Below are 19,377 nucleotides of genomic sequence, written 5' to 3'. Positions count from 1 at the left end.
ACCTTGCGCCTCTCCGCACCCCCGCACGCCCCCTCTTTCGACACTGTGCGCACTCGCGAGGGCACTCAGCGTAACTCGCGCGCCTCTTCGACGGTTGCGCTTGGCATGGTTGGCACCCTCCCTTCGGTCACCACGATTCCGCTTCCCCGTCGGCCGCTCGATCCGGGCGATCAGGTCCGCCGGTGGTACGAGAACGAACTGGGGTGGCCGACGGTGCCCGCGCGTCCGGGAAGCCCCTTGGGCGCTCCGGTACGGCTGGTCGTGGGCCTGCGTTTCGACGTTCTCGATGTGCCGGCCGAGGCGGGCCGCGCGGCGCTGCGCCACCTGGGGCCGGGCTCTCCGGTGGCGCTGCGGGGGGACCGGATGCGGCTGCTGGTGGCCGCGGGCAGCGCGGAGGAGTTGCCCGGAGTGCTGGACTGGCTGGAGTGGGGCACGCTGCCGCTCGATCTCGCGGTGATCGGCGAGGGCGGCCTCATCGACGCGCCACCGCCCCCTCAGGAGGCGTGGGCCGGCGCCCTGCAGGGGGCCGCCGTGTGGCTGCGGCCCCCCGAGCCTGGAGGCGAGGTCGAGGCCTCGCTGCCGACGCTGTCGGCCATGGGGGGCGGTGGGGGCGCCCCCGATCTCGTACGAGTGGTGGACACGGTGGCAACCCAGTGCCACCGCTTGTGGCTGCGGCGCGCATGCGCCCAGCCCTTGGCCGGCTCGTAACTGCCGGGATCAGGCGTTGGCCTTCTCGTATGCCTCGCGAATGGACGCCGGAACACGGCCGCGGTCATTGACCTCGTAACCGTTCTCCTTCGCCCACGCGCGGATCTGCGCGGTGTCCTGGCTGCCACCGGAAGCGGCGCGCGCCTTTCCACGCCCACCCGAAGCACGGCCTCCAGTACGACGACCGCCCTTCACGTAAGGATCGAGAAGGCCACGCAGCTTGTCCGCATTGGCGGTCGTGAGATCGATCTCGTACGTCTTGCCGTCCAACGCGAACGTAACAGTCTCGTCCGCCTCGCCGCCGTCGAGGTCGTCGACAAGAAGGACCTGAACCTTCTGTGCCACCGGATTTCCTTTCATCCATAACTTGTGGGCCGGGAGTCTGCGGCGTCCGCCGTTTCGCCGTCCCCTGTTATATGCAGTACTGCAGTACGTCGGAAAGCAAACCGCTTTTGCCGGAAAAACACAAACCCCCGGGAGAGACTGAGGGGCCCACCCTGGTCCGAAAACATGCGCGTTTCGGACATAGGGAACCCGGGCATGGCTCGGCGGGGCTGAATACGGCTCCATACCGCTCCATACCGCTCCGCACGGCTCCCCTCGGCGATCACAGATGCAGAAGCATGCGACTGTTGCCCAAGGTGTTCGGTTTCACTCGTTCGAGACCGAGGAACTCTGCGACGCCTTCGTCATAGGAGCGCAGCAGCTCCGCGTAGACATCGGTGTCGACGGGCGTCTCGCCGATCTCGACGAAGCCGTGCTTGCCGAAGAAGTCCACTTCGAAGGTCAGACAGAAAACGCGGCGAACGCCGAGCCAGCGCGCGGTGTGCAGCAACTTCTCCAGCAACTGATGGCCGACGCCGGCGCCCTTCAGGCCGGGCTTCACCGCGAGAGTGCGGACTTCCGCGAGGTCTTCCCACATCACGTGCAGGGCGCCGCAGCCGACCACCTCGCCGTTGTCGTCGTGTTCGGCGACCCAGAACTCCTGGATGTCCTCGTAAAGCGTCACCGTGGCTTTGTCCAGCAGGATGCGGGCGCGGACGTACTCGTCAAGGAGACGACGCACGGCCGGGACATCGCTGGTGCGGGCCCGCCGGACGGTGATGGCTTTTGCGGTGACTTCGGGGCTCTCCGATGAGGGGCTCTCTGCTGACATGAGCGGACGCTATCGCCCGGGGCCTCCCGGTGCCGAGCCGGGGTTCTCCTCAGTGGTATCGGCAGCGGTGGTATCAGGGGTGGAGGTATCGGAGGCGGTGGAATCGGCCGAGGTCTCCGGGGCCGGTTCGGATGTTTCCGGTCCCTGGACGATGCGGACGGCGTCCCGCAGGGCCCGCCGCTGTTCGTCGCTCATCATGCCGAAGAACGCGACGAGAGCGGCGGCGGGGTTGTCACTCTGCGACCAGGCGTCGTTCATCAGCGCGGCGGCGTAGGCGGCCCGTGTGGAGACCGCCTCATATCGATAGGCCCGGCCTTCCGCCTCACGGCGCACCCAGCCCTTCTGATGGAGATTGTCCAAAACCGTCATCACCGTGGTGTACGCGATGGACCGTTCCTGCTGAAGATCTTCCAGGACTTCTCGAACGGTCACCGGGCGGTTCCACTTCCACACCCGCGTCATGACCGCGTCTTCGAGTTCTCCCAATGGGCGAGGCACAGCTCAGCACAATAGTGGGACTTCTCGACATTGGCCTGGCGGACGTGCACTTCCCTGGCAAACGACACAAAAAGGGCGCACGACTCGGAAAGCGTGGGAGTCGTACGCCGGTGGAGGCGTCGCCTGCCGCGGCCGCGGCGTGGCCCGGCGCCGCTCAGGCGTCGGTGGTGCGCGAGGAGTCGTCCACGGAGCTCTGCCGGACGCCCTCCGCGCGCGCGAGGACGGCGTCGACGGCCGCGTCCTCCTTGGCCTTGTTGGCCCCGCCCTGGGTCTTCACGATCACCCGGATCAAGCCGATGAAGAACACGGCCATGACGGCCGGGGGCAGGAGCGCGGAGACGTAGTCCATGCGTCCAGGGTAGCCACGGGCCGGGGAACGGGCGGGGCGGGGTGGGGCGAAACGGGCCGCCCCACTCAGCCGGCGGCCCGGCGCTGCGGCGGGTCGGCGGGCGGCGGGGTCGGCTTGCGGCGCGGGAAGACCTCGCCCGGGGTGGGGATGGGCCGCGACGGTTTGGGGGTGGGTGCGGGCTTGGGGGTGGCGGGCCGCTCGGGCCGCTCGGCGGGCTTCTGCGCGGGTTTCCTGGACGGCTCCCCGGCCGGATCCTTGACGAGGTCCGGGGTTGGGGCTCCTGTGCCGCGCTGCCGGGGTGCGCTCCGCCCGGCGGGGCCCTCGGCTGTGGCGCAGCGGCCCCCAGGGAGCGCCAGGAGGGGCGTACGGGAGGCGGGGACGGTCGGGGTGGCTCGAGTGGCCGGGCGGGTCGCCCCGCGGGCCAGACGGGCGCGTACGTCCTGCTCGGCCAGCGCCTGGCAGCGGTTGAGGAGGGCCGCCGCGAGGGGATTGCCGCGCAGCGCCCTCAGGGCGGCCAGGTCGTCGGGATCCGGGCGGTATCCGGCGCTCAGCGCCTCCTCCAGGAGCGCGAGGTAGCCGGCGGCGGTACCGGGCAGCGCGGCGCGGTACCGGGCGAGGTCGGCCACCAGGAAGGCACGCAACCGGGCACCTTCACGCATCGCCTCGTCGAGGGAATCCGCGAGGCGGAGGCAGTCCTGGACGTCCTCGGCCGAGGCGGGCGTGGGCTGGAGGGCGAGGGCGAGAGCGCGGCGGAGCACACGCAGCTCCTCCACGCCGAACGCCATGCCGCCCCGGGATCCGTATGGCGTGGGCATGCGGCGACGATACGCGCTAATCAGACAAACTCGACATAGGGCAGCCGGGTGTGGCGCACGGAGCCACCCGGGCGGAGGTGCGATTCCTTCGAGCGCCGGTCGGCATCTCTCAGCGACACCCACCCTGCCCTCGGCCTCGCCCCGAGTCACATACGCGCCACGTTCCGCTCGTACACCAACCGCAACCCGACCAACGTCAGCCACGGCTCATGCTCGTCGATCACCGAGGACTCCCCCAGCACCATGGGCGCGAGCCCACCCGTGGCGATGACCGTCACATCCTCCGGATCCTCCGCCAGCTCCCGCGCCATCCGGTTCACGACCCCGTCGACCTGCCCCGCGAACCCGTAGATGATCCCGGCCTGCATCGCCTCGACCGTGTTCTTGCCGATCACACTCCGTGGCCGCGCCACCTCGATCTTCCGCAACTGAGCGCCCTTGACACCCAGCGCCTCGACCGAGATCTCGATACCGGGCGCGATGACACCACCGACGTACTCCCCGCGCGCGGACACCGCGTCGAACGTCGTCGCCGTTCCGAAGTCGACGACGATCGCGGGCCCGCCGTAGAGCTCGACCGCCGCCACCGCGTTGATGATCCGGTCCGCGCCGACCTCCTTCGGGTTGTCCGTCAGGATCGGCACGCCCGTCTTCACACCCGGCTCCACCAGGACGGCGGGCACGTCGCCGTAGTAGCGCCGGGTCACCTCGCGCAGCTCGTGCAGCACCGAAGGAACCGTCGCGCAGATCGCGATGCCGTCGATGCCGTCACCCAGCTCGTCCCCCAGGAGCGGGTGCATGCCCATGAGGCCCTGCAACAGCACCGCCAGCTCGTCCGCCGTACGGCGCGCGTCCGTCGAGATCCGCCAGTGCTCGACGATGTCCTCGCCGTCGAACAGGCCCAGAACCGTGTGCGTGTTGCCCACGTCGATCGTCAGGAGCATGGCGACTACTCCGCCTCGCGCAGGTCCAGGCCGATGTCCAGGATCGGCGAGGAGTGGGTCAGGGCCCCTACGGCGAGGTAGTCGACGCCCGTGTCGGCGTACGCGCGCGCGTTGTCCAGCGTCAGGCGGCCGGAGGCCTCCAGCGCCGCACGGCCGTGGACGATGGCCACCGCCTCCTCGCAGTCGCCCGGCGTGAAGTTGTCCAGAAGGATCAGGTCGGCGCCCGCGTCGACGACCTCGCGCAGCTGGTGCAGGGTGTCGACCTCGACCTCGATCGGCACGTCCGGGAAGGCCTCCCGTACGGCCTTGAAGGCCTGCGCGACACCGCCCGCGGCGACCACGTGGTTGTCCTTGACCAGGGCCGCGTCGGACAACGACATGCGGTGGTTGATGCCGCCGCCGCACCGCACCGCGTACTTCTCCAGGGACCGCAGTCCCGGCGTCGTCTTGCGGGTGTCCCGTACCCGGGCCTTGGTGCCTTCCAGTACGTCCGCCCACGCGCGCGTGGCGGTCGCGATGCCCGACAGGCGGCACAGGAGGTTCAGGGCGCTGCGTTCGGCCGTCAGGAGGTCACGCGTGCGCGTGGTGACCGACAGGAGCTTCTGCCCGGCCTCCACGCGGTCGCCGTCCTCCGCATGGCGCTCGACCTCGAACTCGTCCGTGCAGACGATCGAGACGACCGCCTCGGCGATCCTCAGGCCGGCCACGACGCCCGCCTCACGCGCGGTGAAGTCGGCGGTGGCGACGGCGTCCTCGGGGATGGTCGCGACGGTCGTCACGTCCACGCCGTGGTCGAGGTCCTCCTGGATGGCGACGTTGGCGATGTCCTCGACCTCCACGGGGTCGAGTCCGGCGTCCGCCAGGAGCTGGGCGAGCGCGGGGTCGAGCCCGCACTCCAGGTATGCGTCGTCTTCGATGGATCCGATGTCTCCGATGGATCCGGTGTCTCCGACGTCGGAGGCAGCGCCACAGGCACAGCCGTCGCCGCAGCCTCCGGTCGGCGCGAGGGGGAGGTCGGGGGTGCTCACTTCTGTCACTGCTCCTGGGGACGGTGCTGCTGCCGGGTCGGGGGGAAGTCTGGGGTGTCCGTGGTGTGTAGGGCCAGCGTCCGGTCCGGATTCAGCCGTACGACGATGTGGCGGCGCCACGTCGTGTCGTCGCGGTCGGCGTGGTCCTCACGCCAGTGGCAGCCGCGGGTCTCCTCGCGCAGACACGCGGCGGCGACCAGGACGCGGGCCACGCACAGGAGGTTGGTGGCCTCCCAGGTGTCGACGCCGGGCTCGGCCGTCTTGCCGTTCTCCTCGAGGGCGTCACGGGCGTCGGTGTGCAGTCGCTGGAGGGCGTCCGCCGCGGTCTCCAGGGACCCGGCCGAGCGCAGGACGCCCGCGCCCTCGGTCATGATCCGCTGGATCGCGAACCGGGCCTCGGGCTCGAGCAGGGGGTGCGCGGGCTTCTCGGGGTGCACGACCGGTGCGGGCACGCGCGCGTGGAGGCCGTTCTCCGCGCGGCTGCCGGCGATGTCGGCGACGATGCGCTCGGCGTAGACCAGGCCCTCCAGGAGAGAGTTCGACGCCAGCCGGTTCGCGCCGTGCACGCCGGTGCAGGCGACCTCGCCGCACGCGTACAGGCCGGGGACGGTCGTCCGGCCGTGGGAGTCGGTGCGGACGCCGCCGGAGGCGTAGTGAGCGGCCGGGGCGATCGGGATGGGCTCGTGGACCGGGTCGATGCCGTGGGCGCGGCAGGCGGCGAGGATCGTCGGGAAGCGGTGCTCCCACATGGCGGCGCCGAAGTGCCGGGCGTCGAGGAACATGTGCTCGGCGCCCTGTTCCTGCATACGGCGCATGATGCCCTTGGCGACGATGTCCCGGGGGGCGAGTTCGGCGAGTTCGTGCTGCCCGACCATGAAGCGCACGCCGTCGGCGTCGACGAGGTGGGCGCCCTCGCCGCGTACCGCCTCGGAGACCAGGGGCTGCTGGCCCTCCGCGTCCGGGCCGAGGAAGAGCACGGTGGGGTGGAACTGGACGAATTCCAGGTCGGAGACCTCAGCGCCCGCGCGGAGCGCGAGGGCCACGCCGTCGCCGGTGGACACGGACGGGTTGGTGGTCGCCGAGAAGACCTGGCCCATGCCGCCGGTGGCGAGGACGACCGCGGGGGCGTGTACCGCGCCCACGCCGTCGTGCTGGCCCTCGCCCATGACGTGCAGGGTGACGCCCGCGGTGCGGCCGTCGGCGTCCGTGAGCAGGTCCAGGACCAGCGCGTTCTCGACCGTACGAAGTCCCGCCCGTCGCCCACCACCACCCTTGCCCGAGAGCGCTTCGCGCTCGCCCCTCCTGACCGCGCGTACGGCCTCGACCAGCGCCCGGGAGATCTCCGCGCCCGTCGCGTCGCCGCCGGCGTGCGCGATGCGGCGGCGGTGGTGGCCGCCCTCACGCGTGAGTTCCAGTCCGCCTTCGGAGGACTCGTCGAAGTGGGCGCCGGTCTCGATGAGACGGCGCACGGCGTCGGGGCCCTCGGTGACGAGGATCCGTACGGCCTCCTCGTCGCACAGGCCCGCGCCCGCCACCAGCGTGTCGTCCTGGTGCTGTTCGGGCGTGTCGCCCTCGCCCAGGGCCGCGGCGATGCCGCCCTGCGCCCAGCGGGTGGAGCCGTCGTCGAGGCGGGCCTTGGTGACGACGACCGTCCTCAGGCCGGCGGCCTCGCAGCGCAGGGCGGCGGTCAGGCCGGCGACTCCGGAGCCGACGACGACCACGTCCGCGTCGATGTTCCAACCGGGCGCGGGCGCGTGCAGTCGTATGCCTGTGCTGGTCACGAGGCGGCTCCGAAGGTGAGGGGGATGTTGTCGATCAACCGGGTCGTCCCGACCCGGGCGGCGACGGCGAGAACGGCCTCGCCGGTGAAGTCGTCCTCGATCTCGGTGAAGTCGGACGGGTCGACCAGGGCCAGATAGTCCAGGGCGAGCGGCGGGTCCAGGCGGGCGGCCTCGTCGAGGACCAGACGGGCGGCCGCGCGGACGGCCGACGGGGCGCCCGGGAGCGCCTTGGCGACGGCGTGCGCGTCGGCCGCCGCGCGGGACTCCCCCAGGGCGCTGAGAGCCTCCGCACGCGCGTGCGTGGCGGGCACTTCACGCGCCCGCGCGCGCAGCGCCTCCTGTGCGGCGTGCCGGTCACGGCCCGCGAACAGCGCCTGGGACAGCGCGAGGGCGGTGCGCCGCTCGGCGGGCGAGAGGTAGCGGTTGCGGCTGGACAGGGCCAGGCCGTCCTCCTCGCGCACGGTCGGGACTCCGACGATCTCGACGCCGAAGTTCAGGTCCCGCACCATGCGGCGGATCAGGGCGAGTTGCTGGGCGTCCTTCTGGCCGTACACCGCCACGTCGGGGCGGGTGAGGTGCAGCAGCTTGGCGACGACGGTGAGCATGCCGTCGAAGTGACCGGGGCGCGAGGCGCCCTCCAGGAGCTCCCCCATGGGACCCGCGCTGATGCGGACCTGGGGCTCGCCGCCCGGGTAGACCTCCTCGACGGCCGGGGCGAACGCGACGTCCGCGCCGGACTGTTCGGCGATCTTGACGTCGGCGTCCAGGGTGCGCGGGTAGCGGTCGAGGTCCTCGCCCTTGCCGAACTGCAGCGGGTTCACGAAGACGGTGACCACGACCTCGCCGTCCGGGCCGGCGATCTCGCGCGCGGTGCGGATCAGGGTGGCGTGGCCCTCGTGCAGGGCGCCCATGGTCATGACGACGGCACGGCGGCCCACGCGCGCGCGTGCGCACAGTTCGCCGGCGGTGCGCAGCAGGGCTGTGGTCATGGGGCGTCCCCTTCGGTGCCGTTGGTCCCGTCGGCGAGTACCCCGAGGAGGTCCTCCGCGAGTTCCGGCTTCAGCAGTCCGTGGGCGAGCGCCCGGTCCGCGGTCGCGCGCGCCATCGCCAGATAGCCGGCGACGGCCTGCGGGGCATGCTCACGCAGCTGTTCGACGTGGGCGGCGACCGTGCCGGCGTCCCCGCGCGCGACGGGGCCGGTGAGGGCCGCGTCGCCGGAGCGCAGGGCGTTGTCGAGGGCGGCGCCGAGCAGCGGGCCGAGCATCCGGTCGGGGGCCGCGACACCGGCCGTGCGCAGCAGTTCCAGGGACTGGGCGACCAGCGTCACCAGGTGGTTGGCGCCCAGGGCGAGCGCCGCGTGGTAGAGCGGGCGGTTCTCCTCGGCGATCCACTCGGGTTCGCCGCCCATCTCGATGACGAGGGCCTCGGCGGCCAGCCGCAGTTCGTCGGGCGCGGTGACGCCGAAGGAGCATCCGGCCAGGCGCTGGACGTCCACCGGGGTGCCGGTGAACGTCATCGCCGGATGCAGGGCCAGCGGCAGCGCGCCCGCGCGCAGGGCGGGGTCCAGGACCTTCGCGCCGTACCGCCCGGAGCTGTGCACCAGCAGCTGCCCCGGCCGCACGGCCCCGGTCTCGGCGAGGCCCTCGACGAGACCGGGCAGGGCGTCGTCGGGGACGGTGAGCAGCACCAGGTCCGCGCGCTCCATGACCTCGGCGGGCGGGACGATCGGTACGTCGGGCAGCAGCTCCGCGGCGCGCCTTCTGGAGGCCTGGGAGACCCCGGACGCGGCCACCGGGCGGTGCCCGGCGAGTTGCAGGGACGCGGCGAGTGCGGGGCCCACGCGGCCGGCGCCGACGACGCCGACGGTGAGCCGCGCGGGGCGGTCCTTGGGGTCTGGCTGGTGGACTGTACTCACGCGACGGCGGCCTTCCCGTTCCAGTCCGCTCTGGGTACCGGACGATTTCTCGTCATGTTAACGCGATTGGTTCGAGGGGCGTTCGGTTGTCCACAGGCTGTGGGTTTCTGCACACAGGGCGGGCACCGGCGGTCGTACGGAATGCGGCGCCCGCGCGGACCGCCGCACGGCATGATCCAAGGCATGACGGACACGGCGGAAGAGAGCGGGCAGCAGTCGGCGCAGGAGCGGCTGCGGGAGCGGCGGACGGCCGCCTACCAGGGAGCGGAGCGCGTCCTGGCGCGCGCGGGCTTCCGCAGCACACTCCGGGAACGACTCGCGCTGCTTCAGGACGCGGCACCGCAGGTGTACGACCTGGACGAGCCCGGGGACATGTACGGCAACCGGATCGTGGAAGCCCTGGAGGAGCGCGTCGCCGCGCTGCTGGGGACGGAGGCCGCCGCGTTCTTCCCGACCGGCACGATGGCCCAGCAGATCGCCCTGCGCTGCTGGGCGGGGCGCACCGGCAACCGCACGGTGGCGCTGCACGCGCTGGCCCACCCCGAGGTGCACGAACGAGGCGCGCTCAGCGAGGTCGGCGGACTGCGCCCGGTCCGCGTCACGAGCGAGCCCCGGCTGCCGACGGCCGAGGAGGTACTCGACTTCGAGGAACCCTTCGGGGCGCTGATGCTGGAGCTGCCCCTCAGGGACGCCGGTTTCGTGCTGCCCTCCTGGGAGGAGCTGACCGGGGTCGTGGAGGCGGCGCGCGAGCGCGACGCGGTGGTGCACTTCGACGGGGCGCGCCTGTGGGAGACCACGGTCCACTTCGGCCGCCCACTGGACGAGATCGCAGGCCTTGCGGACAGCGTCTACGTGTCGTTCTACAAGTCCCTCGACGGCTTCGGCGGCGCCGCGCTCGCCGGGCCGCGGACGCTGGTGGAGGAGGCGAAGACCTGGCGGCACCGGTACGGCGGCGCGATCTTCCAGCAGTTCCCCACGGTGCTGTCGGCGCTCGTCGGCCTGGAACGGGAACTGCCCCGGCTGCCGGAGTACGTGTCCCACGCGCGCGTGGTCGCCGCCGCGCTGCGCGAGGGCTTCGCCGAGGCCGGCGTGCCGTGGGCGCGCGTGCACCCCGAGGAACCGCACACCCACCAGTTCCAGGTCTGGCTGCCGTACGACGCGGATGTTCTCGCAGAGGCCGCGGTGCGACAGGCCGAGGAGACGAAGACGCTGCTCTTCGGAGTGCCCTGGGCTCGGTGCGGGCCGGGGATGGGCGTCACGGAGGTCACCGTGCAGGCCGACGGCCTGGAGTGGACGGCCGACGACGTGAAGGCGGCGGTCGCGGACTTCGTCTCCCGGCTGGCCGATGACAACCCGGCCGCCGATTGACGGCGGCCGTCAATCGGCGGCAGCGTTGTCAGTGGCGGGATGCACCATGAGGGCATGAGCGTGCACATCGACATCGCGGGGCTGCGGCCGGAGAGGGTCGCCGTCGTGCCCTCACCCCTGGCCGAGCTCGGCATGGCGCTGCACGCGCTGTCCGAGCCGGGACACCATCCGGGCCTGCAGGGCTGGGTGACGGGCGTGACGGCCCGGCTCGACTCGCATCTGGCCGACCGGATGTGCGAGGCCGACTTCCTGTGGCGGACGACGTTCTCGGACCTCTTCATGCCCTTCGCCGGCATCCCGGGCCGCAGCACGCTGCCGGGCGCCACGCTCGCGGAGGACCTGGATCTGCTGGACAAGCTGACGGACGAACAGTTCGTGGACGCGGCGCTGGAGTTCACGTGCGCGCTGCCGTACTGCTCACGAGGACCCGCCGTGCTCTCCGACGCCGAGATGCGCCGCCGGGCGCTGGAGCTGGCCGCGTCCCGCGGGCCGAGGCAGGTGCGCTTCAGCGAGCGGCTGCTGGCCGACCCGCCGCGCATCCGGGCCTGGCTGCGGCAGTTCGTGGAGGACTGCGACGAGGCGTTCTTCGCGGAGGCCTGGTCCCGGCTGGGGCACCAGCTCGCGGCGGACGCCCGCCACAAGACAAACCTGCTGCGGCGCAAGGGCCTGGCCGCGGCGCTGACCGCGGTCTCCCCGGCCGTGACGCTCGACGAGGCCGCCGCGCGGATCACGGTCGACAAGCTGGGCGGCGGGCACTCCGCCACGGCGGACGGCGGCCTCCTCCTCGTCCCGACGAGCCTGGGCTGGCCGCACCTGAGCGTCCTGCACCGGTACGGCTGGCAGCCGGCGCTGCACTACCCGGTCGGCGCACCCGAGCTCGCGTCCCCGCCCTCGGTCGAGCAGCTGGCCCTGCGCATGACCGCGCTGTCCCACCCCGTCCGGATGCGGATGTGCCGCCATCTGGCCCGCAGCGCGTACACCACGAGCGAGCTGGCGCAGGTGCACGGCATGACGGCCCCCGAGATCTCCCGGCACCTGGGGGTGCTGAAGAAGGCGGGCCTGATCACCACGCGCCGCCGCGGCCGGTATGTCCTGCACCAGCTGGACGTGACCGTGGTGGCCCGGCTGGGCAGCGACTTCCTGGAAGGAATACTCCGGTAGCCGTCGCGCTCCTGCCCCTCAGCCGTTTCCGCCCGCCCGGACCAGCCCCGTCTCGTACGCCAGGACGACCACCTGCACCCGGTCCCGCAGCCCCAGCTTGGTCAGGATGCGGCCCACGTGGGTCTTGACGGTCGCCTCGGACAGCACCAGTCGGGCCGCGATCTCCCCGTTGGACAGCCCCTGGGCGACCAGCATCATGACCTCGCGCTCGCGGTCGGTGAGCCGCGCCAGCTCCGTGTGCCGGGGCTCCTTGCCGGCGCTGGGCAGCATCGGCGCGAACCGGTCCAGGAGGCGCCGGGTGGTCGACGGCGCCACGACGGCGTCGCCGCTGTGCACGGAGCGGATGGCGGTCAGGAGCTCGCCGGGCGGCACGTCCTTGAGCATGAAGCCGGAGGCGCCCGCCTTCAGCCCGGAGAAGGCGTACTCGTCGAGGTCGAAGGTGGTCAGGATCAGCACCTTCGGCGGGTCGGGCTCCGAGCAGATGCGGCGGGTGGTCTCCACGCCGTCGAGCTTCGGCATGCGGACGTCCATCAGGACGACGTCGACGGCGGTGGAGCGCAGCACCTGGAGGGCCTCGACGCCGTCGCCCGCTTCCGCCACGACCTCCATGTCCGGCTGGGCGGCGAGCACCATCCGGAACCCGGTGCGCAGCAGCACCTGGTCGTCGACGAGCATCACGCGGATCGTCATCGGAGCCTCTTCCGTGTCCGTCAGCAGAATCGTTACAGGTGTCAATACTCGGCGTGCGAAGGCGCGTCAGTGCGCTGGTTTGAGCGGGAGCAGGGCACTGATGCGGAATCCTCCGCCGGGGCGCGGGCCCGCGTCCAGGGTGCCGCCGACCATGCCGACCCGCTCACGCATGCCGATCAGGCCGTGGCCCCGGCCGTCGGCGCCGCCCTCTTCGTACAGCTCGTGCGGGGCACCCTTGCCGTCGTCCTCGACGAGCAGGCCGAGCCCGTCGTCGAAGTACACCAGGCGCACGCTCGCGCCCGCGTTCGGCCCGCCGTGCTTGCGGGTGTTGGTCAGCGCCTCCTGCACGATGCGGTACGCGGTGAGCTCGACGCCGCTGGGCAGGGGACGCGGGGTGCCCTCGACCTTGAAGTCGACGGGCAGCCCGGAGCCGCGGCACTGCTCGACGAGGTCCTCGATCTGCTCGACGTCGGGCTGCGGGACGTACTCGCCGCCTTCCTGGTGCTCGCCGGTGCGCAGCACGCCCAGCAGGCGGCGCATCTCGGCGAGTGCCTGGCGGCCCGTGGAGGAGATCGTCTCCAGGGCCTTCTTCGCCTGGTCGGGGGCCGCGTCGAGGACGTAGGCGGCGCCGTCGGCCTGCACCACCATCACCGACACGTTGTGCGCGACGACGTCGTGCAGCTCGCGCGCGATCCGGGCGCGTTCGGCGGCGACCGCGACCTTGGCCTGCGCCTCGCGCTCCTTCTCCAGGCGCGCGGCGCGCTCCTCCAGCTGTGCGAAGTAGGCGCGGCGGGTGCGGATCGAGTCGCCGAGCACCCAGGCGAGGGCGAACGGCACCGTCTGCAAGACCATCAGCGCGATGTTGCCCGCGACGCTCGTCTGCTCGTTCGACCAGCGCAGCTGCGCCAGGGGAGCCGCGCACAGTCCCCCGACCAGCGCGAGCCGGGAGGCCCAGCGGGCGCCCGTCGCGGCCACGGTGTAGACGATCACCAGCAGGGCGAAGTCGGCGGACGTCGTCTGGACGTCCAGCACGAGCTGCGCCACGCCGACCGCGGCGGCCAGCAGCAGCATCTTCTCCGGCATGCGCCGGCGCAGCGCGATCACCAGGCACAGCAGGACAATGACCGGGACGATCGCCGCCGGGGAGTCGGTGCCCCGGGCCTCCTGACGGACCGCCTCGGACATCACCGAGATCCCGAACAGGGAGACGGCCCAGAAGCTGTCGACCCATGTCGGGTACCTGCGGAGAAAGTCGTAGAGGCGCTGCACGTAACCCAGCGTAGGGAAGCGAGATGCGTGCAGGGGTCAACCGGAGGGCCGATCCGTACCGCCCGCGCATACTCCGCAAGGTGGAGGCTGCGTTCTTCTGTGCGCTTAGCCTGAGCCCGTGACGGAGGATGCGAAGGGCGAGTGGAGCGGCTGGCGGGCGGCGGCGGAGGCCGCGCTGTACGGGGCGGACGGCTTCTATCGCGGGGCCGAGGGGCCGGCCGCGCACTTCCGTACGTCCGTGCACGCGTCGCCGCTGTTCGCCCGGGCCGTGGCCCGGCTGCTGTGCCGGGTCGACGAGGCGCTGGGGCGGCCCGCCGCGCTGGACTTCGTCGACATGGCCGCCGGGCGCGGCGAGCTGGCCGCGGGGGTGCTCGCCGCCCTGCCGGCCGACGTGGCCGCACGCGCGCGTGGGTACGCCGTCGAGATCGCCGACCGCCCGGAAACCCTCGATCACCGGATCGAGTGGCTCGCCGAACCACCGAAGGGCGTCACGGGGCTGCTGTTCGCCAACGAATGGCTGGACAACGTGCCCGTGGAGGTCGCCGAGGTGGACTCCGCGGGCGTACCGCGGCTGGTGCTCGTCCGGCGGGACGGGCGCGAGCGGCTCGGGGAGCCGGTCTCCGGTGCGGAGGCGGAGTGGCTCACGCGCTGGTGGCCGCTGCCGACGGAGGAGGGCTTGCGGGCCGAGATCGGCCTGCCCAGGGACGAGGCGTGGGCGTCGGCGGTCGCGACGGTCGACCGGGGGCTGGCCGTCGCCGTCGACTACGCGCACATCGCGGACGCGCGCCCGCCCTTCGGGACGCTCACCGGCTTCCGCCAGGGGCGTGAGACGGCGCCCGTGCCGGACGGGTCGTGCGACATCACCGCGCACGTCGCACTGGACGCGTGCACGCTCCCCGGAGGGCGCGTACTGACCCAACGCGAGGCCTTGCGCGCCTTGGGCATCACGGGCGCACGCCCCCCACTCGAGCTCGCCTCCACCCACCCCGCGGCCTATGTGCGCGCCCTCGCGAGCGCCGGAGAGGCCGCCGAGCTCACCGCGGTGGGCGGGCTCGGCGACTTCGGTTGGCTGCTCCAGCCGGTGGGAATTCCTGACTCACTCCTCGCGGAGCCACCCGGCGCGGGCCTATTTGTCGATGTCCCCGACCACGAAGAACAGTGACCCCAGGATCGCCACCATGTCCGCCACCAGGGTGCCCGGCAGCAGTTCCACCAGGGCCTGGATGTTGTTGTACGAGGCGGAGCGCAGCTTCAGCCGGTACGGCGTCTTCTCGCCCTTGCTGACCAGGTAGTAGCCGTTGATGCCGAGCGGATTCTCGGTCCACGCGTACGTGTGGCCCTCAGGGGCCTTGAGGACCTTCGGCAGCCGCTGGTTGATCGGGCCGGGCGGCAGCTCCGCGATGCGGTCGAGGCAGGCGTCGGCGAGGTCGAGGGAGTTGTGGGTCTGCTCGAGGAGGCACTCGAAGCGGGCGAGGCAGTCACCCTCCTGCCGGGTCACCACCTTCAGGGTGTCCTGCAGCTCGCCGTACGCCAGATAGGGCTCGTCGCGGCGCAGGTCGAAGTCGACGCCCGAGGCGCGCGCGATCGGCCCGCTCACGCCGTACGCGTGCACGGTCTCCGGCGCGAGGACGCCCACGCCTCGCGTGCGCCCCCGGAAGATCTCGTTGCCGAGCACCAGGTCGTCGAACCGGTCCATGCGGGAGCGCAGGGCCGCGACGGAGGCACGCGCGCGTGACGTCCATCCGGCGGGCAGGTCCTCCTTGAGTCCGCCGACACGGTTGAACATGTAGTGCATGCGCCCGCCGGAGATCTCCTCCATGACGTGCTGCAGTTCCTCGCGCTCCGTGAAGGCGTAGAAGATCGGCGTGATCCCGCCCAGCTCCAGCGGGTACGAGCCCAGGAACATCAGGTGGTTCAGCACCCGGTTGAGCTCCGCGAGCAGCGTGCGGGTCCACACCGCGCGCGGGGGGACCTCCATGCCGAGCATGCGCTCCACGCCGAGAACCACGCCCAGCTCGTTGGAGAACGCCGACAGCCAGTCGTGCCGGTTGGCGAGCATGATGATCTGGCGGTAGTCGCGCGCCTCGAACAGCTTCTCCGCGCCCCGGTGCATATAGCCGATCACCGGCTCCGCGTGCGTGATGCGCTCGCCGTCCAGGAGAAGCCTGAGGCGCAGCACACCGTGCGTGGACGGGTGCTGCGGGCCGATGTTGAGCACCATGTCGGTGCTCTCCGCGGCGCCGCCGATACCGACCATGGTCTCCGTCGTAGGAGTCATGGACACAGTCTCTCCTACGTACGCTGGCCCTATGGAGACGGGGAGCCCGGAGAACGCGGGGACAGCGGGGGAAGAGCCGACGGCCGGCGGGCAGGTGGGGACCGAGCCGGTGGAGGCCGAAACGGTGTGGATCGGGCTGCCGCCGGGGTTGCTGCGGATGCGACGGTTGTTGCTGGTGGTGTGGCTGGGGCTGCTGGCCGTGGGGCTGGGGCTGCTGCTCGCGCTGCTCGCCGGGCCCGCCTGGGCGGCCTTCGTCGTGCTGCCGCTGGCGCTGATGGCGTGGGGCTGGGTGATGCTCGGCCGCAACTGGGCTTCCTGGCGGTACGCCGAACGGGCCGACGACCTGCTGATCAGCCGGGGCGTGCTGTGGCAGGAGGAGACCGTCGTGCCGTACGGGCGGATGCAGCTGGTGGAGGTGACCTCCGGGCCCGTCGAACGGCACTTCGGGCTGGCCAGCGTGCAGCTGCACACGGCGGCCGCGGCCACCGACGCGACCATCCCGGGCCTCGACCCGGCCGAGGCGGAACGGCTGCGCGACCGGCTCACCGAGCTCGGCGAGGCCCGATCGGCGGGCCTGTGACGACGCCGGGCGTCAACGGCGCCGTACGCGAGAAGCCGCCCGTGACCGAGCGGCGGTTGCATCCCATAACGCCGCTCAGGCGGGCGTGGGCGCCGATCGCCGTGGTCATCGGATGGGCCGTGCACGACCCCGACCAGGCGCAGCGCCAGCTGACCCGGCTGACCACCACCACGCTGCTGATCGCCCTCGCCGTACTCGTCCCGGCCGCCGCTCTCTACGGCTTTCTGACCTGGTGGTTCACCCACTTCGCGGTGACCGAGAGCGAACTGCGCATACGCACCGGCCTGCTGTTCCGGCGCACCGCGCACATCCGGCTGGAACGGATCCAGGCCGTCGACGTCACCCAGCCGCTGCTCGCGCGGGTCGCGGGCGTGGCCAAACTCAAACTCGACGTCATAGGCACCGACAAGAAGGACGAACTCGCCTTCCTGGGCGAGGGCGAGGCGCGCGCCCTGCGCGCGGAACTCCTGGCGCGCGCCGCCGGTTTCGCGCCCGAGACGGCGCACGAGGTCGGGGAGGCGCCGTCCCGCGAGCTGCTGCGCGTGCCGCCGGGCGTCCTCGCCGTCTCGCTGGTGCTGACCGGCGCGACCTGGGGCACGCTGGCCGCCGCACTCGTCGTACCGCCCGTGCTGTGGCTGGCCACCGACAGCGTGTGGACGGTCCTCGCGACCGCGCTGCCGCTGCTGGGCGCGGCGGGCGCGAGCAGTGTGGGGCGGTTCGTCGGCGAGTACGACTGGACGGTGGGCGAGTCCCCGGACGGGCTGCGGATCGACCACGGGCTGCTCGACCGCACGCACGAGACGGTGCCGCCGGGCCGCGTGCAGACCGTACGGATCGTGGAACCGCTGCTGTGGCGGCGGCGCGGCTGGGTACGGGTGGAGCTGGACGTGGCCGGGTCGTCCAACTCCGTGCTGGTGCCGGTCGCTCCGCGGGAGGTCGCCGAGTCGGTCGTCGCGCGCGTGCTGCCCGGTGTGACCGTGCCGCCCCTGTCGGCGCTGTCCCGGCCGCAGCGCCGGGCCCGGTGGTGCGTGCCGGTGTGGTGGCGCGGCTACGGCCTCGCCGTCACCGACGCGGTGTTCGCCGCGCGGCACGGGCTGCTGCGGCGCAGCCTGGCCCTCGTACCGCACGCGAAGGTGCAGAGCGTACGGCTCGCGCAAGGGCCCTGGGAGCGCGTCTGGCGGGTCGCCGACGTGCATGTGGACACCGGGGCCAACAAGACGGTGACAGCGCGGCTACGGGACGCCCAGGAGGCGGCGGAGCTGCTGCGGGGGCAGGCGGAACGGTCGCGGACGGGGCGCAGGGATGCGCGGCCGGACCGGTGGATGGCCTAGGGCCCTTCTGATGGATCTCCGTGGGAGAAGGAGCGGCGTCCGGTGCGCGCGGTGCGGCGAGAGTGCGTGCCGGGAGTCGCGACGCCGCGGAGATCCATCAGAAGGGCCCTAGCCGCTCGGCCTTCAGGAGACCGCGCTCCGCAGCCCTTGTACGTCGATCTGCTCCGTCTCGTCGTGAGCCGTCAGGTCGATCACCTGGCCGACGCCCTTCGACTCCTCGTCCGCGGGCTTGAACTCCGCCTCGGACTCGGCCTTGTGGAGGGCGAGCGCCTCCTGCCCCACGACGTCGGCGAGGTCCTCGTTCTGTACGGCCTCCAGCGCCGCCGGCGCGGCCCCCTGCTTCGCACCGAAGAAGTCGAAGCCGCCCTCGACGGCCGGACGCCGCACGGGAGTCGGCGGTACGACGGCCACCGCGGTCGGCGCGACGAAGTGTCCGGAGAGCTGCTGTGCGGGCTGGGCGCCCTTGGCCGTGGTGGTGGCGGCCGCCGCGCGCTCATGCCCGTCGACCGCCACGGGCTGCCCCTCGGCCTCGTCCTCCTGCGTGGGCGCCGTACCCGCGGACGCGGCCTCGGCCGCGGCGGAACCGGCCTTCACCGGCTCCCCCTTCGTGGCGCCGTCCGCGGGCATGGCCTCGTCGCCCTTGGGGGATCCGCCGCCCTTCGGCGAGCCGTCGTCCTCCGGGGAGCCGTCGCCCCTGGGCGAACTCTCGCTCTCCTCGTCGAACTTCTTCAGCGCCGCCTTCGCCCGCAGGAACAGCTTCGAACCCTCCGGCGAGAAGATCGCGGGAGCCGCCGGTTCGTCCGCCGCGGCTTCCGAGGCTTCCTCCGCAGTCTCCGCGGCTTCCACAGCGGCGTCACCCTCCGCGGACGCGGCCGGCGCCGGCAGCAGCTCGCGCGCCGCCGGGCCCGACGCCTCTATCTCCAGCAGCCGACGGCCCTCCAGGGCGCTCGCCCGCTCGGTCTCCGCCGTGGCGTACCGCCGCAGCAGCGCGGCGTGTTCGTTGCGCAGGCCCGCCAGCTCCGTGCGCTTCGCCCGCAGCCGCTGCTCCAGCTTGACGCGCAGCTCGCGCGACTCCTCGAGGTCGGTCTCCAGTTCGGCGACCCGCTCCTCGAACCGCCACTCGTCGCTCGCCCGCGCGCGCGTGAGGTCGGCGACCTGTTTGCCGGCCTGCGTGTCCCAGCGGCGCATGACGACCGCGCCGACGACCGCCGTCGCCGCGGCGGCCGCGGCCAGCCCACGGAGCACCGTCTGCTCCGTGAACACCCAGGGGCCTAGGGCACAGACGACCGAGACGCCTGCGATCGCCGACGGGGGCAGCAGCCTGTGCAAGGGCGGGGAATGGCGGTGACGTCCACGTGGCATGGCCAGAAACTTACCGCGCGTAGGCGATTCATGGTGCCCCGCCCCGTAAAAACACGGCCATCCCACGGCTTTCACACGTCATCAGGAATCGGTTCGGTCGCCGAATTCGACCGAACCGGCAAAGAACAAGATCATTTCAGCTGC

General features: G+C 72.3%; 20 protein-coding genes. 6 read left to right on the top strand and 14 right to left on the bottom strand.

Going from position 1 to position 19,377, the window contains the following annotated elements; translation table 11 throughout:
* The first annotated feature begins 105 nt into the window (after positions 1-105).
* Complete coding sequence (locus ABT063_RS22665; RefSeq protein ID WP_351059184.1) at positions 106-708, top strand: SCO3374 family protein; 603 nt, start codon at positions 106-108, stop codon at positions 706-708.
* 9 nt (positions 709-717) lie between these two features.
* Here the strand turns inward: ABT063_RS22665 and ABT063_RS22660 are convergent, their stop codons facing one another.
* The 10 genes from ABT063_RS22660 to ABT063_RS22615 all read right to left on the bottom strand — a co-directional run bounded on the left by ABT063_RS22660 (position 718) and on the right by ABT063_RS22615 (position 9,194).
* Positions 718-1,053, bottom strand: a complete 336-nt coding sequence (locus tag ABT063_RS22660; RefSeq protein WP_030959275.1) for a histone-like nucleoid-structuring protein Lsr2 — start codon at positions 1,051-1,053, stop codon at positions 718-720.
* Positions 1,054-1,315: 262 nt separating this feature from the next.
* Complete coding sequence (locus ABT063_RS22655; RefSeq protein ID WP_351059183.1) at positions 1,316-1,864, bottom strand: amino-acid N-acetyltransferase; 549 nt, start codon at positions 1,862-1,864, stop codon at positions 1,316-1,318.
* Positions 1,865-1,873: 9 nt separating this feature from the next.
* Complete coding sequence (locus ABT063_RS22650; protein ID WP_502990868.1) at positions 1,874-2,326, bottom strand: BlaI/MecI/CopY family transcriptional regulator; 453 nt, start codon at positions 2,324-2,326, stop codon at positions 1,874-1,876.
* 190 nt (positions 2,327-2,516) lie between these two features.
* Positions 2,517-2,711 (bottom strand): hypothetical protein, encoded by a 195-nt coding sequence (locus tag ABT063_RS22645; RefSeq protein ID WP_351059181.1) that lies wholly within the window; start codon positions 2,709-2,711, stop codon positions 2,517-2,519.
* A gap of 65 nt (positions 2,712-2,776) precedes the next feature.
* Positions 2,777-3,496, bottom strand: a complete 720-nt coding sequence (locus tag ABT063_RS22640) for a hypothetical protein (protein WP_351059228.1) — start codon at positions 3,494-3,496, stop codon at positions 2,777-2,779.
* Positions 3,497-3,672: 176 nt separating this feature from the next.
* Positions 3,673-4,470 (bottom strand): type III pantothenate kinase, encoded by a 798-nt coding sequence (locus ABT063_RS22635; RefSeq protein ID WP_351059180.1) that lies wholly within the window; start codon positions 4,468-4,470, stop codon positions 3,673-3,675.
* A 5-nt stretch (positions 4,471-4,475) separates the two neighbouring features.
* Positions 4,476-5,498: a carboxylating nicotinate-nucleotide diphosphorylase gene (gene nadC / locus ABT063_RS22630; RefSeq protein WP_351059179.1), complete on the bottom strand. Its 1,023-nt coding sequence runs from the start codon at positions 5,496-5,498 to the stop codon at positions 4,476-4,478.
* Between the two features lie 5 nt (positions 5,499-5,503).
* A complete protein-coding gene (locus ABT063_RS22625) occupies positions 5,504-7,279 on the bottom strand; it encodes an L-aspartate oxidase (RefSeq protein ID WP_351059178.1) in 1,776 nt (591 codons plus the stop codon).
* On the bottom strand, positions 7,276-8,268 hold the full coding sequence (gene panC, locus ABT063_RS22620) for a pantoate--beta-alanine ligase (protein ID WP_351059177.1): 993 nt from the start codon (positions 8,266-8,268) through the stop codon (positions 7,276-7,278). Before panC ends, ABT063_RS22625 begins: the two co-directional genes overlap by 4 nt.
* Positions 8,265-9,194 carry a Rossmann-like and DUF2520 domain-containing protein gene (locus ABT063_RS22615; protein WP_351059176.1) on the bottom strand — a complete coding sequence of 310 codons (930 nt, stop codon included), beginning with the start codon at positions 9,192-9,194 and terminating at the stop codon, positions 8,265-8,267. Before ABT063_RS22615 ends, panC begins: the two co-directional genes overlap by 4 nt.
* Before the next feature lie 183 nt (positions 9,195-9,377).
* Here ABT063_RS22615 and ABT063_RS22610 point away from each other — a divergent pair, with 183 nt between their 5' ends.
* Positions 9,378-10,562 carry a threonine aldolase family protein gene (locus ABT063_RS22610; RefSeq protein ID WP_351059175.1) on the top strand — a complete coding sequence of 395 codons (1,185 nt, stop codon included), beginning with the start codon at positions 9,378-9,380 and terminating at the stop codon, positions 10,560-10,562.
* A 54-nt stretch (positions 10,563-10,616) separates the two neighbouring features.
* Positions 10,617-11,723: a DUF5937 family protein gene (locus ABT063_RS22605; RefSeq protein ID WP_351059174.1), complete on the top strand. Its 1,107-nt coding sequence runs from the start codon at positions 10,617-10,619 to the stop codon at positions 11,721-11,723.
* Positions 11,724-11,741: 18 nt separating this feature from the next.
* On the opposite strand, the gene ABT063_RS22600 is transcribed toward ABT063_RS22605, so the two are convergent.
* Positions 11,742-12,413, bottom strand: a complete 672-nt coding sequence (locus tag ABT063_RS22600; protein ID WP_351059172.1) for a response regulator — start codon at positions 12,411-12,413, stop codon at positions 11,742-11,744.
* A gap of 66 nt (positions 12,414-12,479) precedes the next feature.
* Positions 12,480-13,682, bottom strand: a complete 1,203-nt coding sequence (locus ABT063_RS22595; protein ID WP_351059171.1) for a sensor histidine kinase — start codon at positions 13,680-13,682, stop codon at positions 12,480-12,482.
* 118 nt (positions 13,683-13,800) lie between these two features.
* On the opposite strand from ABT063_RS22595, the gene ABT063_RS22590 reads away from it, so the two are divergent.
* Positions 13,801-14,844, top strand: coding sequence for an SAM-dependent methyltransferase (locus ABT063_RS22590; RefSeq protein WP_351059170.1), 1,044 nt, complete (start codon positions 13,801-13,803; stop codon positions 14,842-14,844).
* On the opposite strand, the gene ABT063_RS22585 is transcribed toward ABT063_RS22590, so the two are convergent.
* Positions 14,809-15,960 (bottom strand): NADH-quinone oxidoreductase subunit D, encoded by a 1,152-nt coding sequence (locus ABT063_RS22585; protein WP_351059169.1) that lies wholly within the window; start codon positions 15,958-15,960, stop codon positions 14,809-14,811. The two genes, ABT063_RS22590 and ABT063_RS22585, sit on opposite strands and share 36 nt — an antisense overlap.
* A 31-nt stretch (positions 15,961-15,991) precedes the next feature.
* Here ABT063_RS22585 and ABT063_RS22580 point away from each other — a divergent pair, with 31 nt between their 5' ends.
* Together ABT063_RS22580 and ABT063_RS22575 are read left to right on the top strand one after the other, a co-directional pair.
* Positions 15,992-16,540, top strand: coding sequence for a PH domain-containing protein (locus ABT063_RS22580; RefSeq protein WP_351059168.1), 549 nt, complete (start codon positions 15,992-15,994; stop codon positions 16,538-16,540).
* Positions 16,537-17,871, top strand: coding sequence for a PH domain-containing protein (locus ABT063_RS22575; RefSeq protein WP_351059167.1), 1,335 nt, complete (start codon positions 16,537-16,539; stop codon positions 17,869-17,871). The genes ABT063_RS22580 and ABT063_RS22575 overlap by 4 nt, the downstream gene beginning before the upstream one ends.
* 123 nt (positions 17,872-17,994) lie before the next feature.
* Here ABT063_RS22575 and ABT063_RS22570 read toward each other — a convergent pair whose 3' ends face one another.
* On the bottom strand, positions 17,995-19,233 hold the full coding sequence (locus tag ABT063_RS22570) for a hypothetical protein (protein ID WP_351059166.1): 1,239 nt from the start codon (positions 19,231-19,233) through the stop codon (positions 17,995-17,997).
* Between the last annotated feature and the right edge of the window lie 144 nt (positions 19,234-19,377).

Source organism: Streptomyces sp. NPDC002838 (genome assembly GCF_040295365.1).
Taxonomy (GTDB): Bacteria; Actinomycetota; Actinomycetes; order Streptomycetales; family Streptomycetaceae; genus Streptomyces.
This window is presented reverse-complemented; position numbering and strand designations above follow the sequence as displayed.